The sequence below is a fragment of the Bradyrhizobium huanghuaihaiense genome (assembly GCF_025200885.1).
Lineage (GTDB): Bacteria > Pseudomonadota > Alphaproteobacteria > Rhizobiales > Xanthobacteraceae > Bradyrhizobium > Bradyrhizobium huanghuaihaiense.
Window position 1 is genome coordinate 8,143,160 of the sequence record NZ_CP104172.1, and the last position, 18,822, is coordinate 8,161,981.

The window sequence follows — 18,822 nt, forward strand, 5'->3', positions numbered from 1 at the left end:
GGACGACCGGTCCTCTCCACCGGGTTTGAGCGCTGAAAACATCATGCCCTTTAACAATGCGGCTGAGCGTGAGCTACGGGCGGTCGCCGTAAGCGAAAAAATTGGACCTTCGAAGGATCCGATGAGGGCGGCCGGCGTGCAGCCGGCCTCTACAGCCTCATCGCCACCGCCAAACTCCGCATCCACGAACTGATGCCCTGCAATTGGCGACCTCAGAACGTCGTTCACGCAGCATAAGCGCGGTCAGCCATCCGCTCAGATCACCTAAACAGGGGCCGACACCGGAAGCGTACGATGCCGGTCTCGTCCGAAGTTTTCTCGTAGGCCTCCTCGGTCCACGCATAGCAGCGCGGCAGTGGATTTTTTGAGCCACCAGCCCCGGAAAGTTTGCAATCCAAAACTCACGACCGTGCCGAGGGCCGACTTCCGCGTATGCGCTCTAAGTATGCTTTTGCGAAGGGCCGCTTACACCCGGGCGCGTGAACTGATTGAGCGGTCGCTTCAGCCCGAGGTTCTCTCTTAGTGTTCTTCCAGAGTATCCAGATCTGAATTTGCCCCGTCGGCGCAATTCGGGAACAACGAGGTCAACAAAATCCTTGAGCCCACCGGGAACAGTTGCCGGCAGGATGTTGAAGCCGTCAGCGGCACGCTGATCAAATGTATTCACCATCGTGTTGGCAATGTCGTCTGGTGTTCCAACAACCAATAGATGGCCTCCGCTGTCCGCTATCAAGCGAATCAGTTGTCTCCAGGTGAATTTGTGGCGAGCGGCCAGGCCGAGGAGCACCTTTTGACGACTCTGGAAGAAATTCGTCTGCGGTAAAGCCTCGGGGACCAATGCGTCGAGATTCTCTGAACGTAGGTCAGTGACAAATCCGAGCCATTGATCGGCTCTGCTAGTTAGGACGTCGATAGGCGTATACGATTGCAGTCTCTGAAGCTTCTCAGACGCCTCTTGCTTGGTCCTTCCAACGATCGGGACAATGCCCGGCATGATTAACACCTGATCGTCCTGCCGCCCAAGGGCGCGCGCTTTCTCTTTGAGATTTGCGTAGTATCGTACACCGTTTTCTAACGAAGGTTCGGCCGTGAACACGACCTCTCCGACTTCTGCAGCGAACCGTATTCCGGCGTCGGATGCGCCGGCCTGAATCAACACAGGGTACCCTTGCGGCGGCCTTGCCACATTCAGTGGGCCTCTGACTGATAAGTAGTTCCCCCGATGGTTAAGCAAATGCAACTTATTGGTGTCAACGAAAATGCCACTTTGCTTATCGCGAATGAAGGCGTCATCTTCCCACGTATCCCAAAGACCCTTCACAACCTCTACGAATTCTTTCGCTCGAGCATAGCGCGCATCATAGTCTGGAAGTTCCTTCTCGCCGAAGTTTGCGGCTTCGAACTTACCTGCCGAGGTGACAATGTTCCAGGCCGCACGTCCCCCCGATAAGTAATCAAGTGAAGCGAACATGCGTGCAATATGATAGGGCTGGTGGTACGTCGTCGTCGCCGTCGCGACAAGACCGATTTGTTGTGTTCTTGAGGAAAGCGCTGACAGCAGCGTGATTGGCTCGAAGCCATCGTTTCGGCCTGCACGAGCTATCGTTGCATTATCACGCTCTGACACGCTCGGGCTATCAGCGCAAAAAATGAAGTGAAATGCCGCACTTTCGGCAAGTTCAGCCAGATGAGCATAATGCTCGATATCAATGCCGCCATTCGCTGGCACACTCGGATCGCGCCAAGCACCTTGATTATATCCGGCTTGGACGAGGAACAGTCCGAGCTTCATTTGATCACGCCGCATGCCGTACTCCTTGGAATTGGATTTTCGTTGCGCACCGCAGTAAGCACGCATTCGACAGCCTGGATTTCCAGATCCTATTTAGACAAGCGCGCTCGGCGAACGCGCTGGAGAACCCGTACTGCGTTTGCATGAGAAAGGAGGGCTCACTGCTGGAGGAAACCAGATTCCTGCACGCGACGAGCCAGCGCATCGATCAGGGCGCTTGGCGACAAAACATTGTGGTTGATGTTGCATGCCGAAGTTCTTGCAGCTGACAGGTCCGAGGCTTACGGTGACATGCTTCTATCTTCTAGATCAATCATCAACGTTGATAGTTGACCGAGCGCAACAGCTTCATCCCGCCAGAGGATGGCCTGGGGACTCATGGCGAGGTGTGGTCTTTCAGGAAGTTGTCCATCTGGTCTGAACCGAGGAAGCCGAGGTCGCGAAGCTTCAATGTTCCGAGGAAGGACCAGATGAACGTCCACAAGAATGCGCCTTTGACGCCCAAAGGCCGAGAGACGATGGCCCGAGGCGTGGTGGGAGGTGGGGCCGAGCCAAGCCGACGCGGCCTACAAGTTTGACACGACGCCGAAGACCGTCGCCAAATGGGTCAAGTGGTTCCGCGCAGAAGGTGTGGAGGGGATGCACGATCGCTCCTCCAAGCCGTATTCATCGCCGAGCCAAACCCCGCCAGCCACGTGCACGGCCATCGAGACCTTGCGCCGGCAGCGCCACACCGGCAAACAAATCGCAGCCGAGGTCGAGGCCTTACCACGACCGTCGGCTGCATCCTTGGTCGCTTAGGATGAAACCGGATACGCGATCTTGAGCAGGTCGAGCCGGAACGCCGGCATGAGCGCGAGAACCCAGGCGAGATCATTCAAATCGACATCAAAAGCTCGGGCATTTAGAGCGGGTCGACCACCGCATCACGGGCGATCGGACCGGCCAGAGCAACAGCCGCGGCGTCGGCTGGGAGTTGGCCCATGTCTGCAATGGCGATCATTCCCGCGTCGCCTTCTCCGAGATCAAGCCCGACGAGACGGCAGACAGCGCGGTGTCCTTCCTCAACGCGGCCGTGGCTTATTACAAGAGTCTCGGCGTCACCGTCACACGCGTCATGACGACAGCGGAAGTTGCTACAAGGCTTTCGCGTTCCGCGACGCTTGCCGAGACCTGGGCATAAGCACATCCGCACCCAGACCCTACACGCCCAAAATAAACAGCCAGGCCGCGCGCTTCATCCAGACCGCACTTCGGGAATGGGCCTACGCACAAGCCTACCCCACCTCAGATCGGCGCGCCCAAGAGCTGCCGATCTAGCTGCATCAGGGTATACAACTGGCACTGGCCCGCGGTCGTATAAAATTCGTACACCGATCAGCAGGCTCGGTTTGACCGAGGATAACCTCCTGAGGCTCCCCACAGGCACTCGATCGCGAGCAACCGGTCTTGCCGATTATGGCGTACCGGAATGTAGCATGCACAGCGACGTTACGCTTAGGCTTTTTGCCGCGCTCGATGTCGCTTCCGGGTTCGGCATCGGCGAAAGCTAAAAGCGCCATCGGGCGGTCAAGCCCTAGAAGTTCCTCAAAGAGATCGACGCCCAAATCCTGAAGGCCTCGATGTCCAGCAACTACGCCACCCACAAAACACCCAAGATCAAAGCGTGGCTCGCCCCGCCGGCTCCACTATCATGTCCACTTCACGCCGACTTCCGCGTCATCGATCAATCAGGTCGAGCGCTGACGCTAAGCTCACCAGAAAGCAAAATCCGGCAAGGTGTTCACACCTTCGTCAGGCAGCTCGAGGCGGACACGGTACCTTCATCGAACTGCACAACAACAACCATAAGCCCTTCAAATGGACCAAGTCCGCAGACCAGATCTTGGCTTCTGTCAAACGCTTCGTTGCAAAGTTCAGCAGACCTTATGTGGCGAACTTTAGATTCACCTGACTAGCTTCGAATGATCTTATTGACCCGCTCGATCCGAGCGCTGTGACCCGCAATCCAGGCTTGCCAATCGACTTTCTTTACCAGAGCATTGACCTCCGGCGAGCCGAGTATCGCGTCCTTGCGGAGTTCTTCCGGCAACTTGACGTCCGTCGTTACGGAATACCGAAGCGCTTGAGGAATTGCGAGCATGCCTTGATCGGAAAGCAGCTGTTCCGCGAACGCGTAGGCGGCTTCAGGATATTTCGTGCCCTTCACGATGTTCATGTAACTGGTGGTCGCGTAAATGCCTTTAGGCGGAACAGCGGTCACCATGGGAATGCCCATGGTACGCAGTTTGTAGGTACTGCCCGCCCAGAATATGCCTGCATAGACCTCTTCGGCTTGAAACATCTGCAATCCTGCGACGGTTGTCTGAGCGATCGCGACAATATTCGGTTTCGCCGCCTGCAGAATCTTATACGCCGGCTCCATGTCCGCGATCGAGCCGCCATTTTCCTCTGCCATGCCAAGAAGAAAGAGACTACTGGTATCCAAGGTCGGAGAAAAAATAACGGCGCGACCAGCGAGATCAGGCCGAGCAATATCCGAGTAGGACCCAAGCGGCTGCTTGATGTAGTTTGAATTGTAGACTGGATGGAGAGACGAAACGCTGAACGGCACGCCGTAGTCGCCATATTCGCGGAATCCGGGAAGGATCCGCTTGACATTGGGAACATCTGACTCCTTCGTCTCTTCGATGAGGCCAGCCTTAAGGAGCTCGAGCATGTAAACGTTGTCGGCCTGAAACAGGTCGAACGGAGGATTATCCTTATTCGCGACCAACTTGACGAAGTCAGATGTTTGAGCCCCGGCGAGTAATTCAACCTTCAGGCCGTACTTCTCCTGGAGTGGCGCGGCGACGCTCTTCATAAGGGCTTCGTCCCACGCACCGCCAAATCCGTTTACACGTAACTTGATGCGAGACATCTTTTTCGATTGAGCGTGTATGTGGGGCGCAGCTAGAGCGCCAATCACAGCCGCTGCTGCGGACTTCAGAAGTGTTCGCCTTTGCATTTCCCGCTCTCCTCTCAGCGACGCTAACAGTCACTTGCGTTTCCGGATTAGGAGCCGGTCCCACGGCGATTTGGAAAAGGATTCCGCTCGCTTTGCGATCGACCGAACTGAACGGCTCGTCACGCAGGAGGAAACCACAGGGCTGCCCATCACGCGCGAGCAAGCGCACGCGCTGGTTATAGCCACTCCGCGGCGACGGCAACCAGCTGCCGAATAACTTTATCGCATGTGCTCGAGCATGCACGACCCTGTTGTATGCACGATACGGTACTGAGCGTAACGTTTATCCGCCGGTCGAAGAAAGGATCTCTCCTTGATTCCCAACCTCGAGGTCCGAACGCAACATGTCGCGATTCAGCCCACTCTGAATTCCGCGACGCCTCAGCTCTCGGCTGAGAGCTGCGAAAGCGCGTCGACGACAGGAGTGATACCAGCGCCTGACGATCGCGCCAGTGAAGCGTGAAACATAGACTGAACGAGGATCAGCGCGTATCTAAGTAGGATGTAGTTGTCCTCCGCAAAGGCTGAAGGATTGAACGGTTTCCGGCCTTTCCGCCGCTTCAAGAGCCAGCCCATTTGAATTCTATGGGCGGCTCTATGAGTTCTTCTCTGAATCGTCACATCACCTCAACGGGTAGGGCTTACCGGTTGTCTCGGCTACCTGCTCCAAAAAGCAGTCGCACAGCCGCTCTACGTCGCGGACCTCATGCTCCGCTGTTATGCACACCCGAATCCCCGCTTTTCCTTGGCCGAGGGTTGGCAAGAACGCCAGCGACGTATACAATCCGCAGCTGAGGAGGCGTCTTGCGATTGCGATCGCATTGGCCTCCGGTCCGATGGCCATCGTTCTGATGGGAAGTGAATTGCCTTGCTCGGCGGTTGCGACACGACTGTCAAAGAGGTCAATTCTTCGCGCCAATCTTCCCTGCCGCTGGCTGAGTTCTGCCGACCGGTGGATTTTGCACGACCCGAGCGCCGCGCCAATCGCCGCCAGGTAGGGTGCGCTCGAAAATGCATAAGGAATGGAGTATCGCCGAAACAGCGTCCCTTGGTCGGCCGTTCCAAGCATCAATATTCCGCCCGACGCGCCGAAACCCTTGGCCAGCGAGGCGGCTATGATCGTTCGCTCACCGAGCCCATGCGGAAACTGAGAGCGAGCAAATCCTTCCCCTTGGCGTCCGAAGATCGATATGCCGTGAGCATCGTCGATATAGAGAAAGAGCCCATACCGTTCCTGGAGCTGACGCAGTTCCTTGATCGGCGAATAGCCTCCCATGGAGTAAACACCATCGCATACATAGGCGACCACAGGATTTTCGCGGCACAAGCGTTCGATCGCGTCGACGTCGTTGTGGACGATCGTTTCCACCCGCGTTTCATCAGCCACCACCGGCTTGTGATAGGCGAGCGAGACGTGTGCAAAGCTGTCGAATACCACGACCGGTTTTCTTCCGCCTGTCAATTGGCCCGAGGCGAGAATGGGCATCGCGCCCAGATTGGCGAGCATGACACTGGAAAAAGCGAGCACGCGCGCGCAGAACATCTCGGACAGAGTTTCTTCAAGCTCTCCAAGAAGATCGAAATTGAGGTGCGTGCGCGCACAGGACGAATGCAATGACCGTTGCCCCTCGATCGCCTCGATCGCGCCAGCGACGACCACCGGATGATTGTCGAGGCCCAGGTAGGAGCATCGCAGGAAGTCAATTACCTTCGGGCGACTCTCAAGTTGACCGTTGTCCCAAGCGACAGTGCGTCCGGTCGCGGAACGTCCATGAACCGCCATAAGACCAGCCGTGTGGGCCGCACCCAAGTACTGCCTGCCCTCGCTAATCATTTAGAGGGTGTTCCGAAGGTATTCAGTCGGCCACCACTATCCGAGGGCGCGATCCGCTTTTGCATTCTAGACTTCCATTCTCAGCCGATCGCTCAGCCATGTCCACCTTCAGCGAGACTTACGCCAATGGGCGAACTGAAGGATCCTGTTCGATTCTTACGGGCAGCTCGGCTGTCGCCTTTGTCTCGACGAGTTAAATCATTGGCTCTTTCGCTTGGGCAGCTACCAAATCAAGTAGAGCTATCCAGATTAGGTTAGGGGTATAGACCGGCATACTGGCTGATCTCGGTGCGGATGTTCTCAAAGTCAAAGCCAACCAATATCCTGATTGTTGGCGCGGTGTTGATCGAAGTGCCGCTTACGTCGACGGCCAGATGTTTGAGAAGACAATGTGCTTCTGCGTTTCCTGACTCTTAGCCATTGCGACGTCACACTCGACCTGACGCGGCCACTAGGTTTCGCTCTTGCTCTCGCAAGCGCCTTTTACGGCTGGTACTGATATCGTTGTCGACAATCCGTTGATGTGCTGCCGAAGCTCGCGTTGGCTTACACTGTGCTCAGAACATTCAACCTGTCATGACCCATGTCAGCCTTTGGTGCGGACTGCACCTATCACATTGGCGGGCCTATGGTTGGACTTGAGCACCGGCTCTGGTTGCTTCGCATGATCGGAACTCCCGAAGGCCACGCATCATGAGCCATTCCACCTTTTGGCAAAGACGTCGGCGGAATGAACGGCTGCTCTGCAGGTCTGGTCGGTTCACGCGCGCATTGCCGGGGCGGGGAAATTTCATAAGCTAACGCGAGTCGAATGCATGTTGCCGTTTGCGTTGCCATCGAGCGTCGTCCCAGTCCACGCCTGTCCGGCCCATGCTGAAGTCGATGGCGCGGCTCCCATGCGCCGGATGCAGGTAAGCATTTTCGCGGCCGGACAACGGCGACGCGGTGACGATCAGACGTCTTCGGGTATTTGCGAAATGCCGCGGGTGTTCACGACAGATAAGGCCCGCGCCAAAATGGGCCGCGCCTATCCCATTCTTCCAAAGAGTCATAATCACCGTGCAGATGCACTAGCACCTTCACGCGCGGCTCAAACTGGGGTTTAAAAGTGCGCGTCAATGCCAGCGCATCGCTTCGGCGTCATACGCGCCAGCAAGCGGATCGCTCACGGCCATCAGCTCACGTTTGAGCACTTTACTGCTGGAGGTGGTTCTAGGCAGCGCCCGGATGAAGGCAATGTACCGCGGCACCTTGAATACTGCAAGGTTCGCGCGGGCATGTTTGAGAATGCGCTCCACATCCAGCTTGTCTGGCGTGACGCCGTCCCTCAATTCGACGTAAATCTTGACCTCCTCGCCGCGCTTCACATCGGGAACGGGCACGGCGGCCACATCTGCAATCTCGGGAATCTCTCGGATCACCGCCTCCACCTCGCGTGCAGCGATGTTCTCGCTCGAGCGGCGGATCATGTCCTTCGTGCGTCCCACCAGCCAATGAAAGCCGAGCTCATCGCAGCGCAGCAGATCGCCGGTCTTGAACCATTCGCCTTCAAACAAGGCTGCGTTTGCTTCTGGCTTGTTCCAGTAGCCCTGTAGGATCCCGCGCCCCCTCACCCACAGCTCGCCTACATCGCCGACCGGCGTGGGGCTGCCATCCTCGTTCATCAGCCGCAGCGCTCGAAAAGGCGCACGGATCCCCACCGAACCTGAGTCCGCAAGTTCGTCGAACTCGTTCGTCATCAGCGTGGCATAGCCAATTTCCGTCATCCCGTAAGCGTCCTGGGTGTGGGCTCCGAAACGCTTCCGGAAGCGGCGCACCAAGTCAGGACTCCAGCCCCAATTCAGGGTCTGCTTTAGGCATGTCGCCCCATCCTCGTCAGAAGCCTCGGCTTGGCGGCCTATCAGCTCGGGAATTTGGCACCAGTCGATACGGTGCTTTTTGACCCAGCCAATGAAGCGAGTCGAGCTGAGTTGCGGAGCCAGGTAGAGCGTGCCGCCCTGTCGATATGACCTTAGGAGATGCTCTTGCGGATCGCCGTAGAAGAAGGGCTGCGCTGATAAATATCTCTGGTATGGCTGCAGCTCCGAGCACATAGCATGATACGACCTCACGCCCCAGTAATCGTGCGTCAACATGCAGCCCTTTGGAAAGCCCGTTGTCCCCGAGGTATACTGAATATTTAGCAAGTCATTGGGAGAGATATCTTCCTGTACCGATCCGTTATCAGCGCCTTTGACCAATTTATCGAGCGTAGTGGCTGTCCCGTGGGAAGGTTGCCCTACGAGAATTACTCTCTCCTTCGCGAGGTCTCGCGGCCAAGGCTCCATCGCCGCGAACACTGACCACGCCGCCCCGTCGACAACGGCGAACTTGGCTTGTGTGTCGCTGAGAACGTATTCGATTTCCCGCGGCGTGTAGCGCATGTTGATCGGGACCATCACCGCGCCGAGCTTCGCAATGGCGAACCACAGGACGGGGAATTCGATGCGATTGGGTAGCATCACTCCAATGCGATCGCGCTTGCGTACGCCAGCCGTACGTAGCGCATGCGCACATCTATTAGACAATTGGTCCATCTCCAAGTAGGTTGCGCGCTCACCGCGATCGAAGACGTCGATCGCCGTGGTTGAGCCGTTCGTCCTGGCTCGCATTGAAACCAGCTGCGCGATTGTGATCGTCTCATATGCGGACTCCAGCGCCTCGATCTTGCGCAACGCGTTCGCGACGCGCTCTTGCAGCTGAGTTGCTGTCAATTTTTCGAGTATCATAATTGGAACCCTTGTTTCGAGAGCACGGGACAAGTCCACCCAGCGCTCTAACCTTTTCGAGTTGATGCACCTCGCTGGGATTGTGGATCACCAGAGCCACTGTCGATGCGCAGATTTCCTAGTCCTCAGCTCGCCGATTCCGCATGCCCGTCGTAGAGACAGGACCGTCAGGTTCACCGCTCCAGCGTGCTGACGCGCAACTTCTCATTCGGATCAAGATCAAGCGGCGCCAACACGCAGGAAGATGTGGATATCACCTTGCGACTCGGCATGGCCCGCGTGAGCGAGGCGGGAGTTTGGCAGCCTTGTTCGTGCCGGCGCACTTGAGGCAATCGTGAGACGTGCAATGATTAACTACGGCTGCCATTGGTGCACCTTTCTATTATGATAAGCTGCGCGCTCGCCGGTCTTCGCGAATACGCAATTGATCGTACCTCATTAACAAGGATCGGGGCACTACCTACTCTGGTGAGCATATCCTTCGCCATGATGAAGCGGCTTGGCGCGGATCCGCACACTGTGACACTCAATTCTCTCAGAGAACCATTGAAATGGTGCAAGCAATTTCTTGGCGAAAGTAGTGATCACTATTTCGACCTCGCATGGCACGCACTGTTTATCGTGCGCGGTGCAGAAACTTTTGGTGGCGAGACGTCATCTCGGATACCAATCGGTGAACACGGACCAGAATATGGGAGCCGCCAGTCGGCAAAACTATCGCGAGCATCCTCGCAGATAAGGAATACCGCCGCCACAATGCAGCGCGAGACCACAAGTTCAGGGGCTTTATCTCTTGGCAGGATTGCAAGATCCAGGTTAAAGTGCGGCAGGCGCCACAGACCCGCCGTCCGGCCTGTCATCGCTCATCTCAAGGCTGAACAACCGCACGGACCCCAACTCGGCGAGGGACGCTGCCAACGCCATGCTCAGCCCAGCCACCTACAACTTTCGCCATGCCATCCAGTGGATGAGGTTTGGCGAACCAAATTCTGGTTGCACTCTTCGCCCGACCGTAAGAGGTCATTTCCCCTTTCAATTACCCATAGTTTCACGCCCGACTTGAACGACGCGTCGGAGGCGCAATCTTGAATGGGCAACACACTTTCGTGATTCGTTGTTGAGCACCCGATTCGGGAGCATGGCATGCCCGATGGGGCTGGTGTACGCGCTGAGGCGCGTGCTCAGCGATTGACGATCGGTATAACCCAGACGTGGGTTGATCGGGAAACTCCGGATGCGAGTTTAAGGATGAGCGGCTTGGCCGCCGAGAGCGATACAAAGCATCCCCCTGGTTCGTCAGGACTGGCCAACACGAAGGCCGCCTATCACTTCTTCTCCAACGAGCTGCTCAACGAGGCGGACATTCTTAGCGGCCACGTTGAGGCAACGCGCGGGCGCGCGACGGCAAGGAGGGATCAATCCTTGTCCTCCATGACACGACAGAATTCAGCTTCAGGCGCGACAAGCCGGAACTAATTGGCTTCATGGGTATGACGCAGCTTTCGACATGCAGAGGCGGTCCGACAGCAGTGCGCATGCAGTGCGGCATCCTGATGCGTTCGAGCCTCGCCGTAACGACCGAGGGGCTTCCGCTCGGCCTCGCGGCGATCAAATTATGGACCCACAAGAAGTTCAAAGGAACGACGGTGCTGAAGCGGAAGATCACTCCGACGGATGTTACGGATCGAGCAGAGTTCGCTGGCTGGAGAATCCACAGCAGTCGACGGAGCTGCTGGCGATTGAGGCCGGTGCATTCATATCGGTGATCGCGAGAGCGACATCTTTGAGCTGTCGACGCATCTTCTTGATGACGATGCACAATCGCTCGACACCGAATGCGCTACCGCAACGGCCCTCACCCGCAGACTCAAACCAGCTAAGAGTCAGTGACGACGGCGTCGAGAAGTGCAGCTGCACCTGGACGAGGTCCGGAGACGACGCGAGATGCATGTTCTTAGACCTTCTCGTCCTGCCCGCCCGCGACCTTGCTGAACTCGTGCCCGCGCGCAAGACACTCGGCGTCCTTTTTTATCGCACTAGCATATCCCGCTCATCAATAACTTCGCGTTGCTTACGGCATCATACACCGGCAACCGTGTCTGCTTGCGCACCTCCTGGGCCACTGCTGTAAATCCCGCGCATTCAAATAACATCGCCTCAACGTCATCATGTTGTTTGCGCATAAGCGCGATGGCAGCCAGCAGATCCTCGATCATCTGTGAAACCGTGGTGTTATTCTCGGGCTCCGACATCGCTCTCCAGGTCTCGGAATTCTCGATGCCAGCAACTGCTATGCGATCATGCGACTCAACACCGGCGATCCTCAGCAAATTCGACGTCAGTGGTTTCGAGTCGAACGTCACGATGCCGACGCGCCCCTTGATGGTCGCAACGATATACGGCAGAAGTAACAATGAGGACATGGAAACTGGCACTGATAGCGCCTGCGCCACTGCCTTCTGATACTTGATAGTAAAACCGCAATTGGTCGTGATCGCAATTGCGCCATCGCGCACTAAGCTTTTTGCCGTGCTTACGAACGCGACTTCCATTTGATCGTCATCCGCGCCAAAAACGACATTCTTGACCGAAGCCCCCGGGACGCGGCGGCAAATTGTTGGAAATGAAAACGTCGCAGGATTGCTGACCGATCCGGCCAGTATCTGTGGAGTACTATTTAGCTGCAATATACCGAGTGTGCGCGTCACGTTACCCACCTCCTGCAAGATCGAAAGAGTCATTTCTGCTTTCCGAGCGTTCCGGCGGATCGTCTATTGATCGCGACCGTGGCATACAAAGAATCTGTTGCGCGAACTTGATAACTGTTGCGGGATGCCGCCGATTTGGCCGAGAGGCTGCGCGGGCGCTGCTGCTGCATATGTGCAGCTTAAGTAGCATCGGTTGCTTCGGTGTTTCGGCGGCATAAGATAGATGATTGGCGTCACGTGTTCCGTGAGGACGGAATCGCCTGCTCAAGACTGATATCTCGTGCTTCAACACGGCCCGGTGCTCTGCACTAGACTTGGCATCCATGTGGTCCGCTCGATTTGTTCTTCATGCGCTGCTCTGCAGCCTTCAATCCATCTATATTCCGAAGATACAGGCCCCAATCCGATACTTTCGTCAGACCATCAAACACGAAACCAAAACAATATCGATAACTGCGCGTACAGAGCCGCTTGCGACCCGTCATCATCTTCGCCAACGCTAGCAGGAAAATCGTCCTTCAAGAGTTTATTCTTTCAGCAGCCTGTGCCGCTATTGGTTCGTCGAGCCGGCTTCTTAGTTCGTCCCCAGTTAACCAAATAAGCCATTCGTCGCCCACTATATCCTCTTCTACCAACCGCAATATCGCCCCGCCGGGTTCATGATGGGTATACTGCGAAACGTTGCCCTTATCCACTCGCCAGCGCGCTGCAAGCGCACATACGAAATCAGGAGCCCACAGCGCAAAGGACACGCCATGTGCTGTTCGTGTTATGAGTTCGGCCATCCCCCCTCCCCTAAGATCTCTGCGGACCCAAAGATCCCCGCCGTAGGCCACCTTTCCGGTCATCTTTTTGGCGCTTGGTGCTGCGCAAGCACAACGGTCCTGAGGATGCGCATGTATGCTCGGGTCACCGTAAAACGCCTTCAGAGATTCAAGGTGCTCGGCAAAGTTGGTCTGTGAAAGGTCATATAGCCGGGCAGCATATGAAAGGGCGACCTCATTCTGGTTGACCCCTATTATCCAGTAGCCCTCGCCAGATTTAATCGGCGAGCGATCTGGCCGAAAATTCGGAGATATCCGCCCTTTCGTTGGAATGCCGCGGGTGATTGAGACATACTCCTGAAAATCGAATCCTATGAAAAGCTTGATGTCTCTTTGCGCGGCCGCGTCGCTATGTAGTTGAACCAAACGTGAGATTGGCAGCGGGTCAGTTTCGCTGTTCATTGCTGCACATTATCCTGTCGTGATGAGCTGCGTCATAGGCCGCACGGCGGGTCGCGGACTGAACGATACACCATCGACATTGGCTCGCGACTACCTATTTTGGTGAGCACAATAATGTCGATGTGAGCAAGTGACGATAGCAGGCATACGCATCCGCTGGCGGCAGAGAAGGAGCGGTACGCAGCTCCCATCCTTCGCCAGTCGCTGCATCAACTCACGATTAATACCGCCGAGAAGATTCCAACCGCCAGAACAGCAACTGTTCCAAAGAACATGAAAAGCTCGGACTTCGACAAGCGTAATGCAGGAGCGGACGGCCGTAGATCCTGAAGTCCGCCAGAGCGATCGACAGTTTGCGCACACCTCTGAGAACGGGAACTCCCCACATTCTGGAAACATCCTTTCGCGCTAAGCCGCGGACGGATCGAATTCATTACTTGAGGAGTTAGGGAATGGACTTTGTGCATCCTGATGAGCTGAACGCCATAGTCGGTGAACGCCTTGACGCCTGCGTCTCGGACCCAAACACCCGGACCAAGCCGTCCCAGGGTCTATCTGTTGGCGACGTCTCTCAGCCCGTTCTCCTCTCTGCCAAGATCGCTTTCAGCGAGACCGATCGCGATGACGGATTGAACCTCGTTGAGGTGCGTGATGAGCCGGCATTAACGAACGACGTTAATCTTCAACGCGTCATCCACGGTAATATTTTATGCGGCTGATTTCGAAAGAACCTACGCGTTCGCTCTCTCAACTAGATTTGCATGGTTGCTCTCCTCTGCTCGATGCTCTGTAGAGGATTGTCCGTTCCCCCGTCTACTCCCCCATCGAACGGATGATGGGCGCTGGCAAGCTTCAGGTTCAGCCGAGTGACGGTCGCCATCACATCCGCGCGATGGCAGCCAGTCCGGTTGAATACGGCGATGTCAGAAATTCTACAACCGGCAGCTTCATTCCAACTTCATCTGCTAACCTCACATGTTTTCTCCTGTCCGGCGAACGGCACGCCGATTGCTGGGAGGTAGATGCCAGCCGCAGCGAAGGCGCTCGCCTCGGCTGTCCGCCAGGAGCTCACGATGAGAGCCGATCAGGTTTGCAGCGAACTTTACCGAACCCGACAAAGAAACTGCAGAGTCATTAAACCAAACGATCGGCCACTAGGCCGCTTCCTTCGCGCAAGCGGACATGCGCGCAAGCGGACATGCTTGTGGAGCCTTATCATGGCAGTGAGGCGGTTTCAGGTGTTCCCTTTCGAGGGCCATTCGCGCTCGAAGAGATCGGTTGTTTCTTTTCAGAAATGCTACTCGACCTATGCAGTGGGTGAACTCGTGCTATCGAGCGAGCCTATGACCTTCGAGAACTGCGCGGAGGTGCTTAAGACGGCGCCTCTCAAGGAACTGGACCTTCACCTGGCCGGGGCACGTCATCGCGCATTCGCAGCACAGGCGCTCCGCCAGTGTGGCTCTGCAGGCGAGTTGGTCATCACTATCAACAGGTCCGCAACCCAAATTGGCTTTTACGCGCCATCACAACTCGCGGTCAGCGAGAACGGCTCAATGTCTCAATACGCCAGCAGCAAAGCGACGCGGATCTTCGTGAATGTGGCAACGCTCCGGATTCCACCTCGGTGGAAGCACGGCCTGCCTGCTACGCGCGACTATCAGTGTTGATGCGCATCGAGGTCATCCGGGGGGGTGGGGGTGCCGGCAGCTTCACAATAAACCTCGCCGTGGTCCTGCAGATCGTTCGAACGTGTCTCGCCGGATTACCGGCGCACTCGACGACTATTTGGACTGACTCGGCACATGCGATGCCTTTGGTGCAGTCGATTGCGCCGATCTTCAGCAGGAGGAGCGAGATTAACAAAAATCAGTCATACGCCGCATTCTGGACGGCGCTAGTGACGTTCTGCGCAGCACAGCGGCGTCATCCCGTGCTGTCTGGACTAACATTCCATGACACATCGTGATATGAGCCGCCGGGATGGCGGCAATTGAGAGGTTTGGCTGATGCGCGTGTCCTATCTCTTCACCAGCGAGTCCGTGTCCGAGGGCCATCCGGACAAGGTCTGTGACCGGATCTCCGATGAGATCGTCGACCTGTTCTATCGTGAAGGGCCGAAGGCGGGCATCGACCCTTGGCAGATTCGCGCCGCCTGCGAGACGCTGGCGACCACCAATAAGGTGGTGATCGCCGGTGAGACCCGCGGTCCGAAATCGGTCACCAACGAGCAGATTGAGAGCGTCGTCCGCGGCGCGATCAAGGACATTGGCTACGAGCAGGAGGGCTTCCACTGGAAGACCTGCGATATCGAGATCCTGCTGCATCCGCAGTCGGCCGATATCGCCCAGGGCGTCGATGCGCTGCAGCCGGGCGAGGTCAAGGAAGAAGGCGCGGGCGACCAGGGCATCATGTTCGGTTACGCCACCAATGAGACGCCCGATTTGATGCCGGCGCCGATCTTCTACGCTCACAAGATCCTGCGCCTGATCTCCGAAGCCCGTCACTCCGGCAAGGAGAAGGTGCTCGGTCCGGATTCCAAGAGCCAGGTCACCATGCAGTACGAGAACGGCAAGCCGGTCGGCGTGCGCGAGATCGTGGTTTCGCACCAGCATCTGATCGAGGACCTCACCTCCAAGCAGGTGCGCGAGATCGTCGAGCCCTACGTGCGCGAGGCGCTGCCGAAGGACTGGATCACGCCGAAGACGATCTGGCACATCAACCCGACGGGCAAGTTCTACATTGGCGGTCCCGACGGCGATTCCGGCCTGACCGGGCGCAAGATCATCGTCGACACCTATGGCGGCGCGGCCCCGCATGGCGGCGGTGCGTTCTCCGGCAAGGATCCGACCAAGGTCGACCGCTCAGCGGCCTATGCCGCGCGCTACGTCGCCAAGAACATCGTCGCCGCCGGTCTCGCCGACCGCTGCACTCTCCAGCTCGCTTACGCCATCGGTGTGGCGCGTCCGCTGTCGATCTACATCGACACCCACGGCACCGGTAAGGTGTCGGAGGACCAGCTCGAGAAGGCCGCCGCCAAGGCGATGGATCTCACGCCGCGCGGCATCCGCACCCATCTCGACCTCAACCGCCCGATCTACGCGCGCACCGCAGCCTACGGTCATTTCGGCCGCACGCCCGACAACGAGGGCGGCTTCTCCTGGGAGAAGACTGATCTCGTCGAGCAACTCAAGCGCGCGCTGTAACGCTCTTACCTCGCTCCGCTTGCGGGAGAAGGTCGTCGCGAAGCGGCGGATGAGGGGACCCTCCGCAAGCTCTGTGCTTGGATAGAGCCCCTCACCCCAGCCCTCTCCCCGTAAGAACGGGGAGAGGGAGAATGTGCCACATAGCGTTCAGCTTGCCTTGGTACTGACACGCCAGCCCTCACTGATTAGGAAACAGACATGAACGCGAAGCCCGGCTTCACCGATTACATCGTCAAGGACATTTCGCTCGCCGATTTCGGCCGCAAGGAGATCTCGCTCGCCGAGACCGAGATGCCCGGCCTGATGGCCACCCGCGAGGAATTCGGCCCGAAGCAGCCGCTGAAGGGCGCGCGCATCGCCGGCTCCCTGCACATGACCATCCAGACCGCGGTGCTGATCGAGACGCTCGCAGCCCTCGGCGCCGACATCCGCTGGGTCTCCTGCAACATCTATTCGACCCAGGACCACGCTGCGGCCGCGATCGCCGCCGCCGGCATTCCCGTCTTCGCCGTCAAGGGCGAGACGCTGACGGAATACTGGGACTATACCGCGAAGCTGTTCGACTGGCATGGCGGCGGTACGCCGAACATGATCCTCGATGACGGCGGCGATGCCACCATGCTGGTGCATGCCGGCGTCCGCGCCGAGAACGGCGACACCGCCTTCCTCGACAAGCCTGCTTCCGAGGAAGAGGAGATCTTCTACGCGCTGATCAAGCGCCTGCTGAAGGAGAAGCCGAAGGGCTATTTCGGCGAGATCGCCAAGAACATCAAGGGCGTCTCGGAAGAGACCACCACGGGCGTGCATCGCCTCTACGAGATGGCCAACAAGGGCACGCTCCTGTTCCCCGCCATCAACGTCAACGACAGCGTCACCAAGTCAAAGTTCGACAATCTCTATGGCTGCCGGGAATCGCTGGTCGACGGCATTCGCCGTGGTACCGACGTGATGCTGTCGGGCAAGGTCGCGATGGTCGCGGGCTTCGGCGACGTCGGCAAGGGGTCGGCGGCCTCGCTGCGCCAGGCCGGCTGCCGCGTCATGGTCTCCGAAGTCGATCCGATCTGCGCGCTGCAGGCGGCGATGGAAGGCTATGAGGTCGTGACCATGGAAGACGCCGCGCCCCGCGCCGACATCTTCGTCACGGCGACCGGCAACAAGGACATCATTACCATCGAGCACATGCGCGCGATGAAGGATCGCGCCATCGTCTGCAACATCGGCCACTTCGACAACGAGATCCAAATCGCGGCGCTCCGCAATCTGAAGTGGACCAACATCAAGCCGCAGGTCGACGAGATCGAGTTCCCGGACAAGCACCGCATCATCATGCTGTCGGAGGGCCGCCTCGTGAACCTCGGCAACGCGATGGGCCATCCGTCCTTCGTGATGTCGGCATCCTTCACCAACCAGACGCTGGCGCAGATCGAGCTGTTCGCCAACAACAAGGACGGCAAAAATCAGAAGGAGGTCTACGTGCTGCCCAAGACCCTCGACGAAAAGGTCGCCCGCCTGCACCTCGCCAAGATCGGCGTCAAGCTCACCGAGCTGCGCAAGGACCAGGCGGACTATATTGGCGTGAAGGTGGAAGGTCCGTACAAGGCGGATCACTACCGTTACTGATCGCACATCTCTGGAAAAGCCCCGGCACAGCTTGGGGCTTTCGTGCTTGATGTCGCTCTGTTTGAGGTGCCGCGGTTTCCGCGACAGCCAGACCAGGAGATTTCTGCGGCTTTCAAAGAGAAAACTGGCCATGAATCGAAGGCTAAGCACTATGACTGTATTGAAGACACAAATCAAATTTGGACTGCCGGCTTCAGCTAGGCAAATACTCGGGACTCCAGCTTCCGCTGATAGCGCCCGCAGCCGAGCAACCCGTCTATTTCGGCTTCGGGCTACTGCAACTACCGTTAGAATGTGCAGCGTTGAGGCGCCGTATTCTTCCATGGTAGACAGCGCATGGACATTTCCTACCGCCAAGCGGGTCGACCTACCTTGTTACGGTCTGGCCGCTTGGATGGGCTTAAATATAAAAAAGGAAGAGCTGCCTGGTCGATTCCCGCAGCATGCGGATTCCATCGCAAAACTGGTCACGCCACAAGCCTCGAACCACTTCGCTAAATCATGCATGCAGGTTTGATGTGAATGTGTCGAATATGCGCGCCAGGATGTCAGCGCATCCCGAGTTCACCGCAGCCATGTGCAATCTTCTCAATATCGATTGCGGCGGCCCCGAGGTTGGCTGACTTCAACTAAGGCGTCGCTTTGAGCGGCGAACTTGGATCTC

General features: G+C 57.3%; 11 protein-coding genes and 3 pseudogenes. 7 read left to right on the top strand and 7 right to left on the bottom strand.

From position 1 onward, the window contains the following. Positions 1-52: 52 nt before the first annotated feature. Positions 53-237: pseudogene (locus N2603_RS38255) on the top strand (IS66 family transposase); the annotation flags it as partial. Between the two features lie 202 nt (positions 238-439). Here N2603_RS38255 and N2603_RS38260 read toward each other — a convergent pair. After that, positions 440-1,807, bottom strand: coding sequence for an LLM class flavin-dependent oxidoreductase (locus N2603_RS38260; protein WP_260386243.1), 1,368 nt, complete (start codon positions 1,805-1,807; stop codon positions 440-442). 455 nt (positions 1,808-2,262) lie between these two features. On the opposite strand from N2603_RS38260, the pseudogene N2603_RS38265 reads away from it, so the two are divergent. After that, positions 2,263-3,210, top strand: a pseudogene (locus tag N2603_RS38265) (leucine zipper domain-containing protein); the annotation flags it as partial. A 4-nt stretch (positions 3,211-3,214) separates the two neighbouring features. Continuing rightward, positions 3,215-3,736 (top strand): annotated as a pseudogene (locus tag N2603_RS38270) (transposase); the annotation flags it as partial. A 10-nt stretch (positions 3,737-3,746) separates the two neighbouring features. Here N2603_RS38270 and N2603_RS38275 read toward each other — a convergent pair. The 6 genes from N2603_RS38275 to N2603_RS38300 all read right to left on the bottom strand — a co-directional run bounded on the left by N2603_RS38275 (position 3,747) and on the right by N2603_RS38300 (position 13,335). After that, positions 3,747-4,655: an ABC transporter substrate-binding protein gene (locus N2603_RS38275; RefSeq protein WP_260386244.1), complete on the bottom strand. Its 909-nt coding sequence runs from the start codon at positions 4,653-4,655 to the stop codon at positions 3,747-3,749. A gap of 766 nt (positions 4,656-5,421) precedes the next feature. Next, complete coding sequence (locus tag N2603_RS38280) at positions 5,422-6,633, bottom strand: aminotransferase class I/II-fold pyridoxal phosphate-dependent enzyme (RefSeq protein WP_260386245.1); 1,212 nt, start codon at positions 6,631-6,633, stop codon at positions 5,422-5,424. A gap of 1,115 nt (positions 6,634-7,748) precedes the next feature. Next, positions 7,749-9,401 carry a class I adenylate-forming enzyme family protein gene (locus tag N2603_RS38285; protein ID WP_260386246.1) on the bottom strand — a complete coding sequence of 551 codons (1,653 nt, stop codon included), beginning with the start codon at positions 9,399-9,401 and terminating at the stop codon, positions 7,749-7,751. A 1,677-nt stretch (positions 9,402-11,078) separates the two neighbouring features. Beyond that, positions 11,079-11,351 (bottom strand): hypothetical protein, encoded by a 273-nt coding sequence (locus N2603_RS38290; RefSeq protein WP_260386247.1) that lies wholly within the window; start codon positions 11,349-11,351, stop codon positions 11,079-11,081. A gap of 86 nt (positions 11,352-11,437) precedes the next feature. Further along, positions 11,438-12,142, bottom strand: a complete 705-nt coding sequence (locus N2603_RS38295) for an aspartate/glutamate racemase family protein (RefSeq protein ID WP_260386248.1) — start codon at positions 12,140-12,142, stop codon at positions 11,438-11,440. 485 nt (positions 12,143-12,627) lie between these two features. Continuing rightward, a complete protein-coding gene (locus N2603_RS38300) occupies positions 12,628-13,335 on the bottom strand; it encodes a hypothetical protein (RefSeq protein WP_260386249.1) in 708 nt (235 codons plus the stop codon). A 452-nt stretch (positions 13,336-13,787) separates the two neighbouring features. Here N2603_RS38300 and N2603_RS38305 point away from each other — a divergent pair, with 452 nt between their 5' ends. From N2603_RS38305 to ahcY, 4 genes are all read left to right on the top strand, one after another. Next, positions 13,788-14,054 carry a hypothetical protein gene (locus N2603_RS38305; RefSeq protein ID WP_260386250.1) on the top strand — a complete coding sequence of 89 codons (267 nt, stop codon included), beginning with the start codon at positions 13,788-13,790 and terminating at the stop codon, positions 14,052-14,054. Between the two features lie 498 nt (positions 14,055-14,552). After that, the gene (locus N2603_RS38310; protein ID WP_260386251.1) at positions 14,553-15,002 is read left to right on the top strand and encodes a hypothetical protein; all 450 of its coding nucleotides are present in this window, start codon (positions 14,553-14,555) and stop codon (positions 15,000-15,002) included. A 339-nt stretch (positions 15,003-15,341) separates the two neighbouring features. Then, complete coding sequence (gene metK / locus N2603_RS38315) at positions 15,342-16,538, top strand: methionine adenosyltransferase (protein WP_260386252.1); 1,197 nt, start codon at positions 15,342-15,344, stop codon at positions 16,536-16,538. 198 nt (positions 16,539-16,736) lie between these two features. Then, the gene (gene ahcY / locus N2603_RS38320) at positions 16,737-18,158 is read left to right on the top strand and encodes an adenosylhomocysteinase (protein ID WP_260386253.1); all 1,422 of its coding nucleotides are present in this window, start codon (positions 16,737-16,739) and stop codon (positions 18,156-18,158) included. Positions 18,159-18,822 lie beyond the last annotated feature (664 nt).